At 53.3% G+C, this 21,072-nt stretch carries 17 protein-coding genes and 1 riboswitch; of the genes, 13 read left to right on the forward strand and 4 right to left on the reverse strand.

The window, feature by feature from the left end:
• From nusG to rpoC, 7 genes are all read left to right on the forward strand, one after another.
• Complete coding sequence (nusG, locus tag P6287_RS01135) at window positions 1-546, forward strand: transcription termination/antitermination protein NusG (RefSeq protein ID WP_007886300.1); 546 nt, start codon at window positions 1-3, stop codon at window positions 544-546.
• Between the two features lie 148 nt (window positions 547-694).
• Window positions 695-1,123 (forward strand): 50S ribosomal protein L11, encoded by a 429-nt coding sequence (gene rplK, locus P6287_RS01140; protein ID WP_007886298.1) that lies wholly within the window; start codon window positions 695-697, stop codon window positions 1,121-1,123.
• A 3-nt stretch (window positions 1,124-1,126) separates the two neighbouring features.
• Entirely contained in the window at window positions 1,127-1,831 is a 705-nt protein-coding gene (rplA, locus tag P6287_RS01145; RefSeq protein WP_007886296.1) for a 50S ribosomal protein L1, read from the forward strand.
• 349 nt (window positions 1,832-2,180) lie between these two features.
• Entirely contained in the window at window positions 2,181-2,678 is a 498-nt protein-coding gene (gene rplJ, locus P6287_RS01150) for a 50S ribosomal protein L10 (RefSeq protein ID WP_007886294.1), read from the forward strand.
• A 66-nt stretch (window positions 2,679-2,744) separates the two neighbouring features.
• Entirely contained in the window at window positions 2,745-3,107 is a 363-nt protein-coding gene (rplL, locus tag P6287_RS01155) for a 50S ribosomal protein L7/L12 (RefSeq protein WP_101763017.1), read from the forward strand.
• Window positions 3,108-3,439: 332 nt separating this feature from the next.
• A complete protein-coding gene (gene rpoB / locus P6287_RS01160) occupies window positions 3,440-7,468 on the forward strand; it encodes a DNA-directed RNA polymerase subunit beta (protein WP_277974380.1) in 4,029 nt (1,342 codons plus the stop codon).
• A gap of 78 nt (window positions 7,469-7,546) precedes the next feature.
• Window positions 7,547-11,770 (forward strand): DNA-directed RNA polymerase subunit beta', encoded by a 4,224-nt coding sequence (gene rpoC, locus P6287_RS01165; RefSeq protein WP_222186135.1) that lies wholly within the window; start codon window positions 7,547-7,549, stop codon window positions 11,768-11,770.
• Between the two features lie 66 nt (window positions 11,771-11,836).
• On the opposite strand, the gene P6287_RS01170 is transcribed toward rpoC, so the two are convergent.
• Window positions 11,837-12,025, reverse strand: a complete 189-nt coding sequence (locus tag P6287_RS01170) for a DUF1127 domain-containing protein (protein ID WP_008108404.1) — start codon at window positions 12,023-12,025, stop codon at window positions 11,837-11,839.
• A gap of 175 nt (window positions 12,026-12,200) precedes the next feature.
• Here P6287_RS01170 and P6287_RS01175 point away from each other — a divergent pair, with 175 nt between their 5' ends.
• The gene (locus P6287_RS01175) at window positions 12,201-13,655 is read left to right on the forward strand and encodes a PLP-dependent aminotransferase family protein (protein WP_192415500.1); all 1,455 of its coding nucleotides are present in this window, start codon (window positions 12,201-12,203) and stop codon (window positions 13,653-13,655) included.
• Between the two features lie 153 nt (window positions 13,656-13,808).
• Here P6287_RS01175 and thiE read toward each other — a convergent pair whose 3' ends face one another.
• The 3 genes from thiE to rsd all read right to left on the reverse strand — a co-directional run bounded on the left by thiE (window position 13,809) and on the right by rsd (window position 17,308).
• Window positions 13,809-14,456 (reverse strand): thiamine phosphate synthase, encoded by a 648-nt coding sequence (gene thiE / locus P6287_RS01180; RefSeq protein ID WP_110868437.1) that lies wholly within the window; start codon window positions 14,454-14,456, stop codon window positions 13,809-13,811.
• Window positions 14,453-16,375 (reverse strand): phosphomethylpyrimidine synthase ThiC, encoded by a 1,923-nt coding sequence (thiC, locus tag P6287_RS01185; RefSeq protein ID WP_277974381.1) that lies wholly within the window; start codon window positions 16,373-16,375, stop codon window positions 14,453-14,455. Before thiC ends, thiE begins: the two co-directional genes overlap by 4 nt.
• A gap of 90 nt (window positions 16,376-16,465) precedes the next feature.
• Window positions 16,466-16,566: riboswitch (TPP riboswitch) on the reverse strand.
• Window positions 16,567-16,801: 235 nt separating this feature from the next.
• Window positions 16,802-17,308: a sigma D regulator gene (rsd, locus tag P6287_RS01190; RefSeq protein ID WP_101763024.1), complete on the reverse strand. Its 507-nt coding sequence runs from the start codon at window positions 17,306-17,308 to the stop codon at window positions 16,802-16,804.
• Between the two features lie 88 nt (window positions 17,309-17,396).
• Between rsd and nudC the strand changes: the two genes are divergently transcribed.
• The 5 genes from nudC (at window position 17,397) to hupA (ending at window position 21,062) form a co-directional block, all read left to right on the forward strand.
• A complete protein-coding gene (nudC, locus tag P6287_RS01195) occupies window positions 17,397-18,170 on the forward strand; it encodes an NAD(+) diphosphatase (protein WP_110868440.1) in 774 nt (257 codons plus the stop codon).
• Between the two features lie 39 nt (window positions 18,171-18,209).
• On the forward strand, window positions 18,210-19,277 hold the full coding sequence (gene hemE, locus P6287_RS01200; RefSeq protein ID WP_277974382.1) for a uroporphyrinogen decarboxylase: 1,068 nt from the start codon (window positions 18,210-18,212) through the stop codon (window positions 19,275-19,277).
• Between the two features lie 2 nt (window positions 19,278-19,279).
• The gene (gene nfi, locus P6287_RS01205) at window positions 19,280-19,948 is read left to right on the forward strand and encodes a deoxyribonuclease V (protein ID WP_277974898.1); all 669 of its coding nucleotides are present in this window, start codon (window positions 19,280-19,282) and stop codon (window positions 19,946-19,948) included.
• A gap of 62 nt (window positions 19,949-20,010) precedes the next feature.
• Window positions 20,011-20,601, forward strand: a complete 591-nt coding sequence (locus tag P6287_RS01210) for a YjaG family protein (RefSeq protein WP_277974383.1) — start codon at window positions 20,011-20,013, stop codon at window positions 20,599-20,601.
• 188 nt (window positions 20,602-20,789) lie between these two features.
• On the forward strand, window positions 20,790-21,062 hold the full coding sequence (gene hupA, locus P6287_RS01215) for a nucleoid-associated protein HU-alpha (RefSeq protein ID WP_007886275.1): 273 nt from the start codon (window positions 20,790-20,792) through the stop codon (window positions 21,060-21,062).
• Window positions 21,063-21,072: the final 10 nt, after the last annotated feature.

Below are 21,072 nucleotides of genomic sequence, written 5' to 3' on the forward strand. Positions count from 1 at the left end.
ATGTCTGAAGCTCCAAAAAAACGCTGGTACGTCGTTCAGGCGTTCTCCGGTTTTGAAGCCCGCGTAGCGAAATCGCTGCACGAGCATATCAAACTGCACAACATGGAAGAGCTTTTTGGCGAAGTCATGGTGCCGACTGAAGAAGTCGTCGAAATCCGTGGCGGCCAGCGCCGCAAAAGCGAACGTAAATTCTTCCCTGGCTACGTATTGGTTCAGATGGTAATGAATGACGCCAGCTGGCACTTAGTACGCAGTGTACCGCGTGTAATGGGCTTTATCGGTGGTACTTCCGACCGTCCTGCGCCAATCAGTGATAAAGAAGTTGATGCGATTATGAACCGCCTGCAGCAGGTGGGTGATAAGCCGCGTCCAAAAACGCTGTTCGAGCCAGGCGAGATGGTACGCGTCAGCGACGGCCCGTTTGCCGACTTCAACGGAGTGGTCGAAGAAGTGGACTACGAGAAGAGCCGCCTGAAAGTGTCCGTTTCCATCTTTGGTCGTGCAACGCCAGTGGAACTCGACTTCGCTCAGGTGGAGAAAGGTTAACCCTTCTGTTCACTTTTTAGCTCTTGCGGAAGGCGCGAAATTTACCTATAATTTCGCGCCTTTTGTTTTTATGTGCCCGCAACGGCATATAAATCGTTATCACGGGGAGCCTGTTTTTCAGGCGTTATAACCCAATTGAGGAATTATCATGGCCAAGAAAGTACAAGCCTACGTTAAGTTGCAAGTTGCAGCTGGTATGGCTAACCCAAGTCCACCTGTTGGTCCAGCACTGGGTCAGCAGGGTGTTAACATTATGGAATTCTGCAAAGCGTTCAACGCTAAGACTGAATCCCTGGAGAAAGGCCTGCCTACTCCTGTTGTTATCACCGTATACAGTGACCGTTCTTTCACCTTCGTTACCAAAACGCCTCCGGCTGCCGTACTGCTGAAAAAAGCAGCGGGCATTAAGTCTGGTTCTGGTAAGCCGAACAAAGACAAAGTCGGTAAAGTTTCCCGTGCTCAGGTACGTGAAATCGCAGAAACTAAAGCTGCGGACATGACTGGTTCTGACGTAGAAGCGATGACTCGCTCTATCGAAGGTACTGCTCGTTCCATGGGCCTGGTAGTAGAGGATTAAGAAATGGCTAAGCTGACCAAGCGCATGAGCGTAATCCGTGACAAAGTTGATGCTACTAAGCAGTACGACATTAACGAAGCTGTTGCTCTGCTGAAAGAACTGGCTACTGCCAAGTTCGTAGAAAGCGTTGACGTTGCCGTTAACCTCGGCATCGATGCACGTAAATCTGATCAGAACGTGCGCGGTGCGACCGTTCTGCCACACGGTACTGGTCGTTCAGTACGTGTTGCCGTCTTCACCCAAGGTGCAAACGCTGAAGCTGCTAAAGCAGCTGGCGCAGAACTGGTTGGTATGGAAGACCTGGCTGAGCAGATCAAAAAAGGCGAAATGAACTTTGACGTTGTAATCGCATCTCCAGATGCAATGCGCGTTGTTGGCCAGTTGGGCCAGGTTCTGGGCCCACGCGGTCTGATGCCAAACCCGAAAGTTGGTACCGTAACGCCGAACGTTGCTGAAGCAGTTAAAAATGCTAAAGCAGGTCAGGTTCGTTATCGTAACGACAAAAACGGCATCATCCACACCACCATCGGTAAAGTGGATTTTGACACTGACAAATTGAAAGAAAACCTGGAATCTCTGCTGGTTGCGCTGAAAAAAGCTAAACCATCACAGGCGAAAGGCGTGTATATCAAGAAAGTCAGCATCTCTACCACCATGGGCGCCGGCGTTGCCGTTGACCAGGCTGGTCTGAGTGCATCAGCAAACTAATTGCTGCTTGTAACGGGCGAAAAATTCATCTAGAATCTTACGCCCGTTGTTCTGGTTGTTTGCACAATTCAGAACCCAGATTCAAAGCGAGTGAGTGACAAAGTCTAAACACTTGGTTGTTCAGTCGCTTAGGTTGGAGCCAGGCCTTATCCTGGCCTCCGTCCGAGACCGCAGGAGCAGAATATTTTCGGATATCTTGCTTAATACCCTGCGTAGACGGTGACAGAACCAAAAAGAATTATTTCTTCGCTGGATTCTGCTCACCGTGTAATAGCGCTTATCGCCTTCGGGTGAATAAGTGAAGTGAGTTCCGGGAAATTATTCCCGGTCAATCCAGGAGCAAAAGCTAATGGCATTAAATCTTCAAGGCAAACAAGCGATTGTTGCTGAAGTTAGCGAAGTAGCCAAAGGCGCGCTTTCAGCGGTTGTTGCGGATTCCCGTGGCGTGACCGTTGATAAAATGACCGAACTGCGTAAAGCAGGTCGTGAAGCTGGCGTTTACATGCGTGTTGTTCGTAACACCCTGCTGCGCCGCGTCGTTGAAGGTACTCCTTTCGAGTGCCTGAAAGACACGTTTGTTGGTCCGACCCTGATTGCATACTCTTTGGAACACCCGGGCGCTGCCGCTCGTTTGTTCAAAGATTTCGCTAAAGCGAATGCAAAATTTGAGGTCAAAGCTGCAGCCTTTGAAGGTGAGCTGATCACGGCGGCCAATATTGACCGTCTGGCAACTCTGCCGACTTACGAAGAAGCACTGGCACGTCTGATGTCGACCATGAAAGAAGCCGCTGCTGGCAAACTGGTCCGTACTCTGGCTGCTGTGCGCGATGCAAAAGAAGCGGCTTAAGGCCAAATTCTTTTCCTTCGTGCTTGCTACCGTATAAACTTTTTCTGATTTTTAGGAACAATCGATATGTCTATCACTAAAGACCAAATTCTGGAAGCTGTTGCCGCTATGTCCGTAATGGAAGTAGTTGAGCTGGTTTCTGCTATGGAAGAAAAATTCGGCGTTTCTGCTGCTGCCGCTGTAGCTGTTGCTGCTGGCCCAGCTGAAGCTGTTGAAGAGAAAACTGAATTCGACGTAATTCTGAAAGCTGTTGGCGCTAACAAAGTCGCAGTAATCAAAGCAGTACGTACTGCAACTGGCCTGGGCTTGAAAGAAGCTAAAGACCTGGTTGAAGCTACCGGTACTATCAAAGAAGGCATCAGCAAAGATGACGCAGCCGCTCTTGAAGCTGCTCTGAAAGAAGCTGGCGCTGAAGTTGAAGTTAAGTAAGACAACCTTCGGGTTGCAGCCTGAGTAACATTAGGCTGATGGCTGGTGACTGTTTAGGTCACCAGCCTTTTTGCGCTACAGGGGAATGATGGCGTTTCGCACTGTTTGTCCATCATTCCTCTTCAATATCTTTTTCTATCGACGCCTTAATATATCGCTCTCCTGCGAAGGTTCCCTGCCTGAACAACGGCGATGAAATGATTTAAGAGTGATAGAAAGATGTATTGCATGGGGTGCTGCGCATCGCATGAAAAACAAAAAATAGTGTTGCATGAACTGTCCTTTTCAGGACGGACAGCGTGGTTCGACATGTCAGCTAGCTGAGGAACCCCATGGTTTACTCCTATACCGAGAAAAAACGTATTCGTAAGGATTTTGGTAAACGTCCACAAGTTTTGGACATACCTTATCTCCTTTCTATCCAGCTTGACTCGTTCCAGAAGTTCATCGAGCAAGATCCAGAAGGCCAGTACGGTCTGGAAGCAGCCTTCCGCTCCGTATTTCCAATCTCAAGCTACAGCGGCAACTCTGAGTTGCAGTATGTCAGCTACCGTTTGGGTGAGCCTGTCTTTGACGTAACTGAATGTCAGATCCGTGGCGTGACCTATTCGGCACCGCTGCGCGTGAAACTGCGTCTGGTGATCTACGAGCGCGAAGCGCCGGAAGGCACCGTAAAAGACATTAAAGAACAAGAAGTCTACATGGGTGAGATTCCACTCATGACGGACAATGGTACCTTTGTTATCAATGGTACTGAGCGTGTTATCGTTTCTCAGCTGCATCGTAGTCCTGGCGTGTTCTTCGACAGCGATAAGGGTAAAACGCACTCTTCCGGTAAAGTGCTGTATAACGCACGTATCATCCCTTACCGCGGTTCATGGCTCGATTTCGAGTTTGACCCGAAAGACAACCTCTTCGTCCGTATTGACCGTCGTCGTAAGCTGCCGGCCAGTATCATTCTGCGCGCGTTAAACTTCACCTCAGAACAAATCCTTGATCTGTTCTTTGATAAAGTCGTTTATGAAATCCGCGATAACAAACTGCAGATGGAACTGGTGCCTGAGCGCCTGCGTGGTGAAACCGCCTCCTTCGATATCGAAGCAAACGGCACGGTTTACGTTGAGAAAGGTCGTCGCATCACTGCGCGCCACATCCGTCAGCTGGAAAAAGACAATATTCAGCACATCGAAGTGCCAGTTGAATACATTGCTGGCAAAGTGGTTGCTAAAGACTACGTCGATTTGAACACCGGCGAGCTGATCGTTCCTGCAAACATGGAATTGTCACTGGATCTGCTGGCGAAACTGAGCCAGTCGGGCCACAAGCGCATTGAAACGCTGTTCACCAACGACCTTGATCACGGTGCGTACATCTCCGAGACTCTGCGTGTTGACCCAACCAACGATCGCTTAAGCGCGCTGGTTGAGATCTACCGAATGATGCGTCCTGGTGAGCCACCAACGCGTGAAGCTGCTGAAAACCTGTTCGAGAACCTGTTCTTCTCTGAAGATCGTTACGATCTTTCTGCGGTTGGCCGCATGAAGTTCAACCGTTCTCTGCTGCGTGATGAGATCGAAGGTTCAGGTATCCTGAGCAAAGACGACATCATCGAAGTGATGAAAAAGCTTATCGGTATCCGTAACGGTATCGGTGAAGTGGATGATATCGATCACCTCGGTAACCGTCGTATTCGTTCTGTTGGCGAGATGGCAGAAAACCAGTTCCGTGTGGGTCTGGTACGTGTTGAGCGTGCAGTTAAAGAGCGTCTGTCTCTGGGCGACCTCGATACGCTGATGCCTCAGGACATGATCAACGCTAAGCCGATTTCGGCGGCGGTGAAAGAGTTCTTCGGTTCAAGCCAGCTGTCCCAGTTTATGGATCAGAACAACCCATTGTCCGAGATTACGCACAAACGTCGTATCTCTGCTCTGGGCCCAGGCGGTCTGACCCGTGAGCGCGCCGGCTTCGAAGTACGTGACGTACACCCAACGCACTACGGTCGTGTATGTCCTATCGAAACTCCGGAAGGCCCGAACATCGGTCTGATCAACTCACTCTCGGTTTACGCGCAGACTAACGAATACGGTTTCCTTGAAACCCCGTATCGCCGCGTTGTTGACGGGAAAGTGAGTGATGAAATTCATTACCTCTCTGCAATTGAAGAGGGTAACTACGTTATCGCTCAGGCAAACACCAACCTCGCAGAAGATGGCAGCTTTGTTGACGATCTCGTCACCTGCCGTAGCAAGGGTGAGTCAAGCCTGTTCAGCCGCGATCAGGTTGACTACATGGACGTTTCCACCCAACAGGTGGTTTCTGTCGGTGCGTCACTGATTCCGTTCCTGGAGCACGATGATGCTAACCGCGCCTTGATGGGTGCGAACATGCAACGTCAGGCGGTTCCAACTCTGCGTGCTGATAAGCCGCTGGTTGGTACCGGTATGGAACGCGCAGTAGCGGTTGACTCCGGTGTAACTGCTGTCGCGAAACGTGGTGGTACCGTTCAGTACGTTGATGCTTCTCGTATCGTTATCAAAGTTAACGAAGAAGAGATGTATCCGGGCGAAGCGGGTATCGACATCTACAACCTGACCAAGTACACCCGTTCTAACCAGAACACCTGCATCAACCAGATGCCGTGTGTCAATCTGGGTGAGCCGATTGAGCGTGGCGACGTGCTGGCAGATGGCCCGTCTACCGACCTCGGTGAACTGGCGCTGGGGCAGAATATGCGCGTGGCGTTCATGCCATGGAACGGTTACAACTTCGAAGACTCCATCCTCGTATCCGAGCGTGTGGTTCAGGAAGACCGTTTCACCACTATCCACATCCAGGAACTGGCATGTGTGTCTCGCGACACCAAGCTGGGGCCAGAAGAGATCACCGCTGATATCCCGAACGTGGGTGAAGCTGCGCTTTCTAAACTGGATGAATCCGGCATTGTGTATATCGGTGCGGAAGTGACCGGTGGCGACATTCTGGTTGGTAAGGTAACACCGAAAGGTGAAACCCAGCTGACGCCAGAAGAGAAACTGCTGCGTGCGATCTTCGGTGAAAAAGCCTCTGACGTAAAAGATTCGTCACTGCGCGTTCCGAACGGCGTATCCGGTACTGTTATTGACGTGCAGGTCTTCACTCGCGATGGCGTGGAAAAAGACAAGCGCGCGCTGGAAATCGAAGAGATGCAGCTGAAGCAGGTTAAGAAAGACCTGTCTGAAGAACTGCAGATCTTCGAAGCGGGCCTGTTTGGCCGTATCCAGGCCGTACTGATCTCGGGTGGTGTTGAAGCTGAGAAGCTGGACAAACTGCCACGTGAGCGCTGGCTGGAGCTGGGCCTGACTGACGAAGAGAAGCAGAACTCTCTGGAGCAGCTGGCTGAGCAGTACGACGAACTGAAGCACGAGTTTGAGAAGAAACTTGAAGCTAAGCGTCGCAAGATCACCCAAGGCGATGATCTGGCACCAGGTGTGCTGAAAATCGTTAAGGTGTATCTGGCCGTTAAACGTCAGATCCAGCCTGGTGACAAGATGGCAGGTCGTCACGGAAACAAGGGTGTTATCTCGAAGATCAACCCTATCGAAGACATGCCTTACGATGAGAACGGTACGCCGGTCGACATCGTACTGAACCCGCTGGGCGTACCATCGCGTATGAACATCGGTCAGATTCTGGAAACTCACCTCGGTATGGCGGCGAAAGGCATTGGTGAAAAAATCAATGCGATGCTGAAGAAGCAGGAAGAAGTCTCCAAACTGCGTGAGTTCATCCAGCGTGCTTACGATCTGGGCACTGATGTGCGTCAGAAAGTTGACCTGAAAACCTTTACAGATGACGAAGTACTGCGTCTGGCAGAGAACCTGAAGAAGGGTATGCCAATCGCGACTCCGGTGTTTGACGGTGCGAAAGAGAGCGAAATCAAAGAGCTGCTGCAGCTCGGCGGATTGCCTTCTTCCGGTCAGATCACCCTGTTCGACGGCCGTACTGGTGAGCAGTTTGAGCGTCAGGTAACCGTAGGTTACATGTACATGCTGAAACTGAACCACCTGGTTGACGACAAGATGCACGCACGTTCTACCGGTTCTTACAGCTTGGTTACTCAGCAGCCGCTGGGTGGTAAAGCGCAGTTCGGTGGACAGCGCTTCGGTGAGATGGAAGTGTGGGCACTGGAAGCATACGGTGCCGCGTATACCCTGCAGGAAATGCTTACCGTTAAATCTGATGACGTTAACGGCCGTACGAAGATGTATAAAAACATCGTCGACGGTAACCATCAGATGGAACCGGGCATGCCGGAATCCTTCAACGTGCTGTTGAAAGAGATCCGCTCGCTGGGTATCAACATCGAGCTGGAAGACGAGTAAGTACTCGCAAGTACTGGTTACGGGACGTGCACTTCGGGTGCGCGTCCCTGAGAGTTCCACTCCGACGGGAGCTAATCCGTGAAAGACTTACTTAAGTTTCTGAAAGCGCAAACTAAGACCGAAGAGTTTGATGCGATCAAAATTGCTCTGGCCTCGCCAGACATGATCCGTTCATGGTCTTTTGGTGAAGTTAAAAAGCCGGAAACCATTAACTACCGTACCTTCAAGCCTGAGCGTGACGGTCTTTTCTGTGCCCGTATTTTTGGACCGGTAAAAGACTACGAATGCCTGTGCGGTAAGTACAAGCGTTTAAAACATCGCGGCGTGATCTGTGAGAAGTGTGGCGTTGAAGTTACACAGACCAAAGTACGTCGTGAGCGCATGGGCCACATTGAGTTGGCTTCACCGACTGCGCACATTTGGTTCCTGAAATCACTGCCTTCGCGTATCGGCTTACTGCTGGATATGCCACTGCGTGATATCGAGCGCGTGCTGTACTTCGAATCTTATGTGGTTATCGAAGGCGGCATGACCAACCTGGAAAAACGTCAGATTCTGACCGAAGAGCAGTACCTTGACGCGTTGGAAGAGTTCGGTGACGAATTCGACGCGAAGATGGGTGCGGAAGCGATCCAGGCGCTGCTGAAAAACATGGATCTGGAGCAAGAGTGCGAGCAGCTGCGTGAAGAGCTGAACGAGACCAACTCCGAGACCAAACGTAAAAAGCTGACCAAGCGTATCAAGCTGCTGGAAGCGTTCGTTCAGTCTGGTAACAAGCCAGAGTGGATGATCCTGACCGTTCTGCCGGTTCTGCCGCCAGATCTGCGCCCGCTGGTACCGCTGGACGGTGGTCGTTTCGCAACGTCGGATCTGAACGATCTGTATCGTCGCGTGATCAACCGTAATAACCGTCTGAAACGCCTGCTGGATCTGGCTGCGCCAGATATCATCGTACGTAACGAAAAACGTATGTTGCAGGAAGCGGTTGATGCACTGCTGGATAACGGCCGTCGCGGTCGCGCCATCACTGGCTCGAACAAGCGTCCGCTGAAATCTCTGGCAGACATGATCAAAGGTAAGCAGGGTCGTTTCCGTCAGAACCTGTTGGGTAAACGTGTTGACTACTCTGGCCGTTCAGTTATCACCGTTGGTCCATATCTGCGTCTGCATCAGTGCGGTCTGCCGAAGAAAATGGCTCTTGAGCTGTTCAAACCGTTCATCTACGGCAAGTTGGAACTGCGTGGCCTGGCCACCACCATCAAAGCCGCTAAGAAAATGGTTGAGCGCGAAGAAGCTGTCGTTTGGGATATCCTGGACGAAGTGATCCGCGAACACCCGGTACTGCTGAACCGTGCACCAACTCTGCACCGTTTGGGTATCCAGGCGTTTGAACCGGTTCTGATCGAAGGTAAAGCGATCCAGCTGCACCCGCTGGTTTGTGCGGCATATAACGCCGACTTCGATGGTGACCAGATGGCTGTTCACGTACCGCTGACGCTGGAAGCCCAGCTGGAAGCGCGTGCGCTGATGATGTCGACCAACAACATTCTGTCACCAGCGAACGGCGAGCCAATCATCGTTCCTTCACAGGACGTTGTTCTGGGTCTGTACTACATGACCCGCGACAAAGTGAACGCTAAAGGCGAAGGCATGGTGCTGACTGGCCCGAAAGAAGCTGAGCGTGTTTATCGCGCTGGCCTGGCCGAGCTGCATGCACGCGTTAAAGTGCGTATCACTGAATACACCAAGAACGAACAGGAAGAGTTCGTTGCGAAAACCAGCATTATCGACACCACCATTGGTCGTGCGATTCTGTGGATGATCGTTCCGAAAGGCCTGCCTTACTCCATCGTCAACCAGGCGCTGGGTAAGAAAGCCATTTCCAAGATGCTGAACACCTGTTACCGCATTCTTGGTCTGAAGCCGACCGTTATCTTTGCTGACCAAACCATGTACACCGGTTTTGCTTACGCAGCCCGTTCAGGTGCCTCTGTAGGTATCGACGACATGGTCATCCCAGCGAAGAAAGCGGAAATCGTAGCCGAAGCGGAAGCGGAAGTTGCTGAGATTCAGGAACAGTTCCAGTCTGGTCTGGTAACTGCTGGCGAACGTTACAACAAAGTTATCGATATTTGGGCCGCCGCTAACGAACGCGTTTCCAAAGCGATGATGGATAACCTGCAAACTGAAACCGTGATCAACCGTGATGGCGAAGAAGAGCAGCAGGTATCGTTCAACAGCATCTACATGATGGCCGACTCCGGTGCGCGTGGTTCTGCTGCACAGATTCGTCAGCTGGCCGGTATGCGTGGTCTGATGGCTAAGCCAGATGGCTCAATCATCGAAACGCCGATCACCGCGAACTTCCGTGAAGGTCTGAACGTACTCCAGTACTTCATCTCCACGCACGGTGCGCGTAAAGGTCTGGCGGATACCGCACTGAAAACCGCTAACTCCGGTTATCTGACGCGTCGTCTGGTCGACGTAGCGCAGGATCTGGTTGTTACCGAAGATGACTGCGGCACGTTCGAAGGCATCATGATGACTCCAGTCATCGAAGGTGGCGACGTTAAAGAGCCGCTGCGTGAGCGTGTACTGGGTCGTGTAACGGCTGAAGACGTTCTGAAGCCAGGCACTGCGGACATCCTGATCCCGCGTAACACCCTGATCGATGAACACTGGTGTGATGTGATCGAACTGAATTCAGTCGATGCGATCAAAGTGCGCTCGGTTGTTGGCTGTGAAACCGACTTCGGTGTGTGTGCACACTGCTACGGTCGCGATCTGGCACGTGGTCACATCATCAACAAAGGTGAGGCCATCGGTGTTATCGCAGCACAGTCCATCGGTGAGCCGGGTACACAGCTGACGATGCGTACGTTCCACATCGGTGGTGCGGCATCTCGTGCGGCTGCTGAATCCAGCATCCAGGTGAAGAACAAAGGTACTATCAAGCTGACCAACGCGAAGTCTGTAACCAACTCCTCAGGAAAACTGGTTATCGTTTCACGTAACGTTGAGCTGAAGATGATCGACGAGTTCGGTCGTACCAAAGAGAGCTATAAAGTACCTTACGGTGCGGTCATGGCTAAAGGTGATGGCGAGCAGGTTGCCGCGGGCGAAACCGTAGCAAACTGGGATCCGCATACCATGCCGGTCATCACCGAAGTGGGCGGTTTCATTCGCTTCACTGACATGATCGACGGTCAGACCATTACGCGTCAGACTGACGACTTAACCGGTCTGTCATCGCTGGTGGTTCTGGATTCTGCAGAACGTACTGCGGGTGGTAAAGATCTGCGTCCTGCGCTGAAAATTATCGATGCCAACGGAAATGATGTTCTGATTCCGGGTACCGACATGCCAGCACAGTACTTCCTGCCGGGCAAAGCAATTGTTCAGCTGGAAGATGGCGTTAAGATCAGTGCCGGTGACACGCTGTCGCGTGTTCCGCAGGAATCTGGCGGTACCAAGGATATTACCGGTGGTCTGCCGCGCGTTGCTGACTTGTTCGAAGCGCGTCGTCCGAAAGAGCCAGCAATCCTGGCGGAGATCAGCGGTATCATCTCCTTCGGTAAAGAGACCAAAGGTAAGCGTCGTCTGGTGATTACGCCGGTTGATGGTAGCGATCCGTACGAAGAGATGATTCCAAAATGGCGTCAGCTTAACGTATTCGAAGGTGAGCGCGTAGAACGTGGTGACGTCGTATCTGACGGCCCAGAGTCTCCGCACGACATCCTGCGTCTGCGTGGCGTCCATGCTGTGACCCGTTACATCACTAACGAAGTGCAGGAAGTTTACCGTCTGCAAGGCGTTAAGATTAACGATAAACACATCGAAGTCATCGTTCGTCAGATGCTGCGTAAAGCAACCATCTCGAGCGTGGGAAGCACCGACTTCCTGGAAGGTGAGCAGGCTGAATACTCACGCATCAAGATCTCTAACCGTGAACTTGAAGCGAATGGCAAAATCGGCGCAACATTCATGCGCGATCTGCTGGGTATCACCAAAGCGTCACTGGCAACCGAATCGTTCATCTCTGCAGCATCGTTCCAGGAGACCACGCGTGTCCTGACCGAAGCAGCAGTTGCAGGTAAGCGTGATGAACTGCGCGGCCTGAAAGAGAACGTCATCGTGGGTCGTCTGATCCCAGCCGGTACCGGTTATGCTTATCACCAGGATCGTATGCGTCGCCGCTCTGCGGGCGAAGCACCGGTTGCACCGCAGGTTACTGCGGATGAAGCCTCTGCAAGCCTGGCAGAATTGCTGAACGCCGGTCTGGGCGGAAGCGACGACGAGTAATTCGTCTGCTAAAGCTGACCAATAAAAAACCCTGCTTCGGCAGGGTTTTTTTTCGTCTTCATTTTGTCAGAACTTGCGGCAGACATCTTCGCGTGTCAGTCCGATATCACGCAGCTGGTTATCACTCAGTTTTGACAGGATGCGGTGAGTTTCACGCCGTGCTTTCCAGTGTTTAACCATACGCACTGCGCCGCGGAAGATATCCAGTAAAGTGACATCAAAAGGTTTAGCCGCGCGGTTTTGATCGAATTCCATAATCCTTGCCCTCAGTAAGTTGCCTGAGAAGCATTGTCTTATTCCCACGCATTATGATACAGATGCAAAAAACACTTATCTTTAACATACAGATTGCCTTGAGGTGGATCTGAATGGTAATAATGAGGTCTATCTGTACTGGTTTATTATGATTGATGGCTGAGTGAGGCATACGATGACGCGCTACCAACATTTAGCATGTTTGCTTTCGGATCGTATAGAGCAAGGGCTGTACCGCAGCGGCGAGCGCTTGCCGTCGGTGCGCACGCTGAGTCTTGAACACGGCGTGAGTATCAGCACCGTTCAGCAGGCATATCATCTGCTGGAAGAGAAACAGCTGATTGTGCCGCAGCCACGTTCCGGATATTTCGTTGCAACACGCAAAGCGACGCCGCCGATGCCGGCCATCACCCGACCTGCACAGCGTCCGGTGGAAATCACGCAGTGGGAATCGGTGCTGGAGTTGCTCAGCAGCCGAACTAATAACGATGTGTTGCAACTCGGCAGCGGTATGCCTGATCTGACCCAGCCCACGTTGAAACCGCTGTGGAAAATTCAAAGCCGTATGGCGCAGAAGCAGGATATCGATCAGCTCAACTATGACAGTTTGCTGGGTGTCGCGGCATTGCGCGAACAGGTTGCGCGCCTGACGATCGACAGCGGTTGTCAGCTCACGGCAGACGATATCGTGATCACCACCGGCTGCCATGAAGCGTTGTCGATCTCGATTCGTGCGATATGTCAGGCTGGTGACATCATTGCGGTGGAGTCGCCGACTTTTCACGGCACTATGCAAACTCTGCGCGGCTTCGGCATTCGCGCCATTGAGATTCCCACCGATTCGGTTACCGGCATCAGCCTGGAAGCGCTGGAACTTGCGTTCGAACAGTGGCCGATTAAAGCGGTGGTGGTGGTGCCAAACTGCAATAATCCGCTGGGCTTTATCATGCCGGAATCTCGCAAACGTGCGCTGGTGACGCTGGCACAGCGTTTCGATGCCGCGATTATTGAAGACGATGTGTACGGCGAGCTGGCGTGGGAGTATCCGCGTCCGGTTACCCTTAAGTCGTTGGATCACGATGGACGGGTATTGCTGTGCAGTTCCTTCTCCAAGACGCTGGCGCCGGGGCTGCGTGTTGGTTGGGTGGCGCCGGGGCGCTATCGCGATCGCGTGTTGCATATGAAATATATCAGCACCGGATCGACGGCTACCCAGCCGCAACACGCGGTCGCCGAGTTTATTCGTCTTGGTCATTATCTGCCGCATTTGCGGCGCATGCGTCAGGTGTATCAACGCAATTATGAAACCTTTAGCTGCTGGGTACGCCACTACTTTCCGTGTGGGATTTGTGTGTCGCGTCCGCAGGGCAGTTTCCTGATGTGGATTGAATTGCCAGAGGCATTTGACGCGGTCAGGCTCAATACCGAATTGCGTGAGCTGAACATGCAGGTTGCCGTCGGCTCGCTGTTTTCGGCCTCGGGTAAGTATCGCAACTGTTTGCGCCTGAATTATGGTTTGCCAATGAATGAGCACACAGAGCAGGCGATAGCTCAACTCGGCGCAGCGGTAGAACGTGCCATGCTGGCTTGTAGTCATGAATCCGTGCATACCTCCTCCCTGATCACGTGAAGAAAGGCAGGGCTGGGAGAGGTTGAGACCAGCCCTGGCCCGCTGCAAGCGACAGCGGGCAGGCACACTTTAGTCTTGTCAGGAAATGACGCCAGCCCCTACATCACGCTACTGCGCGGCAGATTCCAGCGTTTCATCTTTACTTGCCGCGCATTACACTGCTTCTGCGGGTTCGATTCCATTTTCCACCAGTGACAGTAACTGCTGCGTTGCTGCGCGCCAGTCGGCGGCTTGGGTAATCGCGCTCACCACCGCAATGCTGCCCACGCCGGTAGCCAGCACTTCCGGCACGCGCGCCAGAGAAATACCGCCAATCGCCACGGTTGGCACATTCTGCAAACGCGCCAGGTGGCGTTTCAATTCCACCACGCCTTGCGGCGCAGAAGGCATATCTTTGGTTTGCGTAGGATAGATGTGGCCAAGCGCAATGTAAGAAGGGCGCAGCGCCAGAGCCCGATCTAACTCGGCATCGTCATGCGTCGATAAACCCAGGCGCAATCCCGCCTCGCGAATGGCCGCCAGATCGGCTACATCGAGATCTTCCTGGCCGAGGTGCACGCCATAAGCGTGATATTTAATGGCTAAGCGCCAGTAATCATTGATAAACAGGCGAGCGCGATACTGTTTGCCGAGTGCAATCGCCTCGCGCACCGCATCTTCCACCTCGTAATCTTCACAATCTTTGATGCGCAGCTGTATGGTGCGCACACCGGCTTCCAGCAAGCGCGCGATCCATTCCACGCTATCAACAACCGGATACAGCCCCAGCTTTGAGGCTGTGGCAGGAAAGGCGTCGGTCATACATTTTCCTCTTTAAGGGTATCGGCAGCGTGATAGATCTCGCCGCCACGATTGCGGAAGGCGTTCGACATTTGCGCCATACCCATCTCAATCGGCTGGGCTTCAGCCTGTTGGCGGGCGGCAAACTCACGCACTTCCTGGGTAATTTTCATCGAGCAGAATTTCGGGCCGCACATCGAGCAGAAGTGCGCCACTTTTCCCGATTCCTGCGGCAGGGTTTCATCGTGATAGGCGCGTGCGGTGTGCGGATCGAGCGCCAGATTGAACTGATCTTCCCAGCGGAATTCAAAACGCGCTTTCGACATCGCATTGTCACGGATCTGCGCACCGGGATGACCTTTCGCCAGATCCGCCGCGTGCGCAGCGATCTTGTAGGTGATCAGCCCTTGCTTCACATCCTCTTTGTTCGGCAAACCGAGGTGCTCTTTCGGCGTCACGTAACACAGCATGGCGCAGCCGAACCAGCCAATCATGGCCGCGCCGATGCCGGAAGTGAAATGGTCATAGCCGGGCGCGATATCGGTGGTGAGCGGGCCAAGCGTGTAAAACGGGGCTTCGTGACAATGCTCAAGCTGTTCGGTCATATTGCGTCGAATCATCTGCATGGGCACATGGCCCGGACCTTCAATCATCACCTGCACATCGTATTCCCAGGCGATTTTGGTCAGTTCGCCCAGCGTATGCAGTTCGGCAAATTGCGCCTCATCGTTGGCATCCTGAATCGAGCCGGGACGCAGGCCGTCGCCCAGTGACAGCGCCACATCGTAGGCGGCACAAATTTCACAAATCTCGCGGAAGTGCAGATAGAGGAAATTTTCGGTGTGATGCGACAGGCACCATTTCGCCATAATCGAGCCACCGCGCGACACAATGCCGGTCAGGCGTTTGGCCGTCATCGGCACATAGCGCAGCAGCACGCCAGCGTGAATAGTGAAGTAGTCAACGCCTTGTTCCGCCTGCTCCAGCAGCGTGTCGCGGAAAATCTCCCAGTTGAGATCTTCTGCAATGCCGTTCACTTTCTCCAGCGCCTGATAAATCGGCACCGTACCAATCGGCACCGGACTATTGCGCAAAATCCACTCACGCGTTTCATGGATATAGCGGCCGGTTGAGAGATCCATCACAGTGTCTGCGCCCCAGCGCGTTGACCACACCAGCTTCTCCACTTCCTCTTCAATAGATGAGCTCACCGCAGAGTTGCCAATGTTGGCATTCACTTTCACCAGGAAGTTGCGGCCGATAATCATCGGTTCGGATTCGGGATGATTGATGTTCGAAGGGATGATGGCGCGCCCATTGGCGACTTCCTGACGGACAAATTCCGCGGTGATATTTTCTGGCAGATTGGCACCAAAGCTGTGACCCGGATGCTGCTGTAACAGCACTTCACCGCGAATACGCTCGCGGCCCATGTTTTCACGCAGCGCGATAAACTCCATCTCCGGCGTGATGATGCCCTGACGCGCATAGTGCAGTTGGGTAACCCGGCGACCCGCTTTGGCACGGCGCGGTTGCGGCAGCTGCTCAAAACGCAGATGGTCCAGGCCTTCATCCGCCAGACGCTGCTGCGTGTAACGGGAACTCAGCTGGTGGATGGTTTCGCTGTCGTCACGTTCTTCGATCCAATTGGCACGCAGCCTGTCGAGTCCCTGATGCACATTAATGGTGGCTTGAGGATCGCCATAAGCCCCGGCGGTGTCGTAAACCGGCACCGCTTCATTTGGCTCATAGTGCGGATTCTCTTTGCTGCCGCCTATGTGCGTTGGACTGAGCTGTATCTCACGCATCGGCACGCGAATATCCGCGCGGCTGCCGGTGATCCAGATACGTTTGGAGTTGGGGAAAGCGGTTCCCTGCAGGGAATCGATAAATTCTTGCGCCTGAGCGCGTTGTTCACGACGAGAAGTTTTAGCAGACATAGCAAGTTTCCGGTAACGGTTGGAAGTTGCTTGTCCAGAGTTCGGAAGGAGTAACAGGTACGGTGCCGGGCGCCAGCATGCACCGTGCTGATAATGTCTACTCTTGTTCCCTTCGCAGGTACTAACCTGATCAGGTTCCGCGGATCCCGAATTAACGGTCTCAGCCCCAGAGGGCACTCCGACAAGTTGGTGTTTTGTGGTTTAAGCTACTTTGCTTGCCATTTTGCACCTGGGCAGTGCTCGTGACCGTCACGTACTACGTGTACGCTCCGGTCCCTGCGCGCTGTCCGAGTGCAAACTGGCTGCGCACGCTACGCTTAAACCGCAAAATTTGCCTTTTGATTGTTGTTAAAGAAGACAATAAAAAAGCCCATTCAGCATAAGAGGGCTTTTCTTGAATAACAAGTTTTTTACATCTTCATTAGATTAAGCCGGGCGGGCAATGGCGCTATCGTTGGCAACCGGCGGAAGCGCCAGCTGGTTGTCCCAGGCGAGTTGCACCAGCTTATCTTCCAGCGTGAAGCGCGATTCCAGCACCTCGCCGACTTCGGAGAGCGCGGTTTGAAAATCCACGCAATTATCATCGTTAATCGCTTGCTGCAGATGGCTATCGTAGAGCTGCATGATGCGATCGGTATTCGCCTCCAGTGCCGGATAAATCTGCGCAGCGACGAATAAGGGGCTATCACCCTGCATCTCACTAATGATGTGTTCATACACGCTGAAATGGCCGGTGGAAAGGTAATCCACCAGGTTGTGACAAAATGCGTCCAGCGCCTGTTCATCCAGCGTGGATAACGCATCTTTTTGTGGCTTCATGCCAATAAGCTCGTAGTAAGTGACGAGCAGCTGTCGACGGGCGCGCAGCCATGAATCAACCAATTCATTTCCGCCGCCTACACGCTCTGTCAGGTTATCTAACTGGTTAAGCATATGGGGCTCCAGGTAGGTTATAGTTGTTTATTACACACTTAATATTAGGATTTCAGCGTGCGATTTGACGCTAAGGACAACGATTAAGATGCAACGTGAGATCTCAAGCTTAGACGCTGGATGGTGGGTTGTCAGCCATGAGCAAAAACTTTGGTTGCCGCAGGGCGAATTGCCGCATGGCTTAGCCAGCGATTTTGGCCTCAGCGGCAGCAACGCGATTTTGATCGGCGAGTGGCAGGGCGAGAATGTCTGGCTGGTACGTGAATCGCGTCCGGACAGCATGGGCTCCGTGCGCCAACTGATTGATGAGGATGTCGGCCTGTTCCAAATCGCCGGACGTGGCGTGCAGCTGGCGGAGTTTTACCGCTCGCATCGCTGGTGCGGCTATTGCGGCCATGAGATGCACATCAGCAAACGCGAATTTGCCTGCTTGTGCAATCACTGCCGCGAGCGTTATTACCCGCAAATTGCGCCGTGCATCATCGTGGCTATCCGCCGTGGCGATGAGATCCTGCTCGCCAATCATGCGCGTCATCGTAACAATATCTACACCGTGCTGGCGGGCTTTGTCGAAGTGGGCGAAACCTTAGAACAAGCGGTGGCGCGGGAAGTGATGGAGGAGAGCAACGTGCGGGTGAAAAACGTGCGTTACGTTACCTCGCAGCCGTGGCCGTTCCCGCACTCTCTGATGATGGCGTATATGGCGGAATATGACGGCGGCGATCTGCAACACGACGGCAAAGAGCTGCTGGATGCCGGCTGGTATCGCTACGACGATCTGCCGCTGTTGCCGCCGCCCGGCACGGTGGCGCGTCGCCTGATTGAAGATACCGTTGCCCTGTGTCGCGCCAGCGCGGCGTGAAAATGCTACACTGCCGGCCTTAGCATGAGAGAGCCCATTATGAGTGAACTGAAGAACGATCGTTATCTGCGCGCCCTGTTACGTCAGCCGGTAGATGTCACACCGGTATGGATGATGCGACAAGCCGGGCGTTATTTGCCGGAGTACAAAGCCACGCGCGCTGAAGCCGGTGATTTTATGTCGCTGTGTAAGAATGCTGAGCTGGCGTGTGAAGTCACGCTGCAACCGCTGCGTCGCTATGCGCTGGATGCGGCAATTCTCTTCAGCGATATCCTCACCATTCCGGATGCGATGGGACTTGGGCTCTACTTTGAGACCGGCGAAGGCCCGCGTTTCTCCAATCCGATCACCTGCCGTGCGGATGTCGACAATCTGCCAGTGCCGGATCCAGAGCAAGAGCTCGGTTATGTGATGAACGCGGTGCGTACCATTCGTCACAACCTGAAAGGCGAAGTGCCGCTGATCGGTTTCTCCGGCAGCCCGTGGACGCTGGCAACCTACATGGTTGAAGGCGGCAGCAGCAAAGCGTTTACCAAAATTAAAAAGATGATGTACGCCGAGCCGCAAACCCTGCATAAGCTGCTGGATAAGTTGGCAGACAGCGTGATTCTTTATCTCAATGCGCAGATCAAAGCTGGCGCGCAGTCGATCATGGTGTTCGACACATGGGGCGGCGTGCTGACCGGACGCGACTATCGCGAATTCTCGCTCTATTACATGCACAAAATCGTCGATAGCGTGCTGCACGAGAATGAAGGTCGCCGCGTTCCTATTACGCTGTTCACTAAAGGTGGCGGCCAATGGCTGGAAGCGATAGCGGCGACCGGCTGCGATGCGCTGGGACTTGACTGGACTACCGATATCGCCGAGGCGCGTCGTCGTGTGGGTGATAAAGTGGCGCTGCAGGGCAACATGGATCCTTCCATGCTGTATGCACCGCCTGCGCGCATTGAGCAGGAAGTCGCCGGGATTCTCGAAGGTTTTGGCACTGGCGAAGGTCACGTGTTTAACCTGGGCCACGGCATCCATCCTGATGTGCCGCCTGAGCATGCTGGTGCGTTTGTTGAAGCGGTGCATCGTCTGTCACGTCCGTATCATCAGGGCTGATGATGGATTTAGCCGCACTACGCCAGGAACAGTTACAGCGCGCTGCTGATGTGGTGCGGCAGGATGATTTCGATGTGCTGCCGCCACGCTTTATTGGTGGTGCCGACGTGGGATTTGAACAGGGCGGCGAGATCACGCGCGCGGCTCTGGTCATCCTCGAGTATCCATCCTTAAAGCTGGTGGAACACCGCATTGCGCGCGTGGCCACCACCATGCCCTATATTCCGGGCTTCTTATCCTTCCGCGAAATGCCGGCGCTGCTGGAAGCCTGGCAGCAGCTCTCCCAGTTGCCCGATCTGCTGTTTGTCGATGGCCACGGTATTTCCCATCCCCGTCGGCTTGGCGTGGCGGCGCATTTCGGGTCGCTGGTGGATGTGCCCACCATTGGCGTGGCGAAGAAGCGTTTGTGTGGACGTTTTGCTGAGCTGGACGCCGAGCCAGGCAGCCGTCAGCCGCTGCTCGACAAAGGCGAACAGATTGGCTGGGTATGGCGCAGTAAAGCGCGCTGTAATCCGCTGTTTATCTCGACCGGCCATCGCGTCAGCATGGATAGCGCATTGCAATGGGTGGAAGCCTGTACTGCGGGCTATCGTTTGCCGGAACCGACGCGTTGGGCGGATGCTGTCGCCTCCGGACGCCCGGCCTTTCTGCGCTGGCAAAACACGCCTTAACGCTGTTTGTGCCCGGCTTTTGCGGTACACTGCCGCCAGCTAACCTATTGAGAGTAAGTTTGATGTTACAGAATCCCGTCCATTTGCGTCTGGCGAAGCTTGAAAGCTGGCAGCATATGACTTTCATGGCCTGCCTTTGCGAGCGTATGTTCCCCAACTATTGGGCTTTTTGTCAGCAGACCGCATTCGCCGATCCGCAACTCTATCGCCGCATCCTCGATCTCATCTGGGAAAGCCTGACGGTCAAAGATGCCAAAATCAATTTCGACGGTCAGCTGGAGAAATTTGAAACGGCGATCCCGGATGGTGACGATTTTGAGGTTTACGGTGTTCATCCGGCGATTGATGCCTGCGTGGCCTTGAGTGAACTGCTGCATGCACAGCTTAGCGGCGAAACGCTGGAGCACGCCGTTGAAGTCAGCCGTACATCGATCACCACCGTGGCGATTCTGGAAATGACGCAGGCCGGTCGCGAAATGACCGACGAAGAGCTGCGCGGAAATCAGGCTGTCATCGATGAATGGGACCTGCAGTGGGAGATTTTCCGCCTGCTGTCAGAGTGTGAGGAGCGCGACCTGGAATTGATTAAAGGCCTGCGTGCAGACCTGCGCGAAGCGGGAATCAGTAACATCGGTATACTTTTTCAGCAATAAGGCAAGAAAACGTGACTTCAGGCCCGAATTACCGCGCCTGGAGGCTTCACATCAGCCCCCAGTCTGGTCTACATTTGGGGGGCTGAAAATTGTGGCTATCGGTGCGTGCCGGCTGAACAAGGTCTGAGAATGGCTTTTCCCTCGCACTCGTTGCTTAGCAAGCGATAAATACACTTTAAGGATAACTTATGAACAAGACTCAACTGATTGATGTGATCGCAGAGAAAGCTGACCTGTCTAAAACCCAGGCTAAGACTGCGCTGGAATCTACCCTGGCTGCGATCACTGAGTCTCTGAAAGAAGGTGATGCTGTACAACTGGTTGGTTTTGGTACTTTTAAAGTGAACCACCGCGCTGAGCGTACCGGTCGCAACCCGCAGACTGGCAAAGAGATCAAAATCGCAGCAGCTAACGTGCCAGCGTTCGTTTCAGGCAAAGCTCTGAAAGACGCTGTTAAGTAAGTTTCCGCAT

It is taken from the genome of Pantoea sp. X85 (genome assembly GCF_029623675.1).
Classification (GTDB): domain Bacteria; phylum Pseudomonadota; class Gammaproteobacteria; order Enterobacterales; family Enterobacteriaceae; genus Pantoea; species Pantoea leporis.

What these genes read in the sequence shown, in the direction of transcription:
- rplK (WP_007886298.1), top strand. Translation starts at nt 695, where the DNA reads ATGGCCAAGAAAGTACAAGCCTACGTTAAGTTGCAAGTTGCAGCTGGT.
- rpoB (WP_277974380.1), top strand. Translation starts at nt 3,440, where the DNA reads ATGGTTTACTCCTATACCGAGAAAAAACGTATTCGTAAGGATTTTGGT.
- rplA (WP_007886296.1), top strand. Translation starts at nt 1,127, where the DNA reads ATGGCTAAGCTGACCAAGCGCATGAGCGTAATCCGTGACAAAGTTGAT.
- rplL (WP_101763017.1), top strand. Translation starts at nt 2,745, where the DNA reads ATGTCTATCACTAAAGACCAAATTCTGGAAGCTGTTGCCGCTATGTCC.
- rsd (WP_101763024.1), bottom strand. Translation starts at nt 17,308, where the DNA reads ATGCTTAACCAGTTAGATAACCTGACAGAGCGTGTAGGCGGCGGAAAT.
- hemE (WP_277974382.1), top strand. Translation starts at nt 18,210, where the DNA reads ATGAGTGAACTGAAGAACGATCGTTATCTGCGCGCCCTGTTACGTCAG.
- nusG (WP_007886300.1), top strand. Translation starts at nt 1, where the DNA reads ATGTCTGAAGCTCCAAAAAAACGCTGGTACGTCGTTCAGGCGTTCTCC.
- P6287_RS01170 (WP_008108404.1), bottom strand. Translation starts at nt 12,025, where the DNA reads ATGGAATTCGATCAAAACCGCGCGGCTAAACCTTTTGATGTCACTTTA.
- P6287_RS01210 (WP_277974383.1), top strand. Translation starts at nt 20,011, where the DNA reads ATGTTACAGAATCCCGTCCATTTGCGTCTGGCGAAGCTTGAAAGCTGG.
- hupA (WP_007886275.1), top strand. Translation starts at nt 20,790, where the DNA reads ATGAACAAGACTCAACTGATTGATGTGATCGCAGAGAAAGCTGACCTG.
- thiE (WP_110868437.1), bottom strand. Translation starts at nt 14,456, where the DNA reads ATGACCGACGCCTTTCCTGCCACAGCCTCAAAGCTGGGGCTGTATCCG.
- rplJ (WP_007886294.1), top strand. Translation starts at nt 2,181, where the DNA reads ATGGCATTAAATCTTCAAGGCAAACAAGCGATTGTTGCTGAAGTTAGC.
- nudC (WP_110868440.1), top strand. Translation starts at nt 17,397, where the DNA reads ATGCAACGTGAGATCTCAAGCTTAGACGCTGGATGGTGGGTTGTCAGC.
- thiC (WP_277974381.1), bottom strand. Translation starts at nt 16,375, where the DNA reads ATGTCTGCTAAAACTTCTCGTCGTGAACAACGCGCTCAGGCGCAAGAA.
- P6287_RS01175 (WP_192415500.1), top strand. Translation starts at nt 12,201, where the DNA reads ATGACGCGCTACCAACATTTAGCATGTTTGCTTTCGGATCGTATAGAG.
- nfi (WP_277974898.1), top strand. Translation starts at nt 19,280, where the DNA reads ATGGATTTAGCCGCACTACGCCAGGAACAGTTACAGCGCGCTGCTGAT.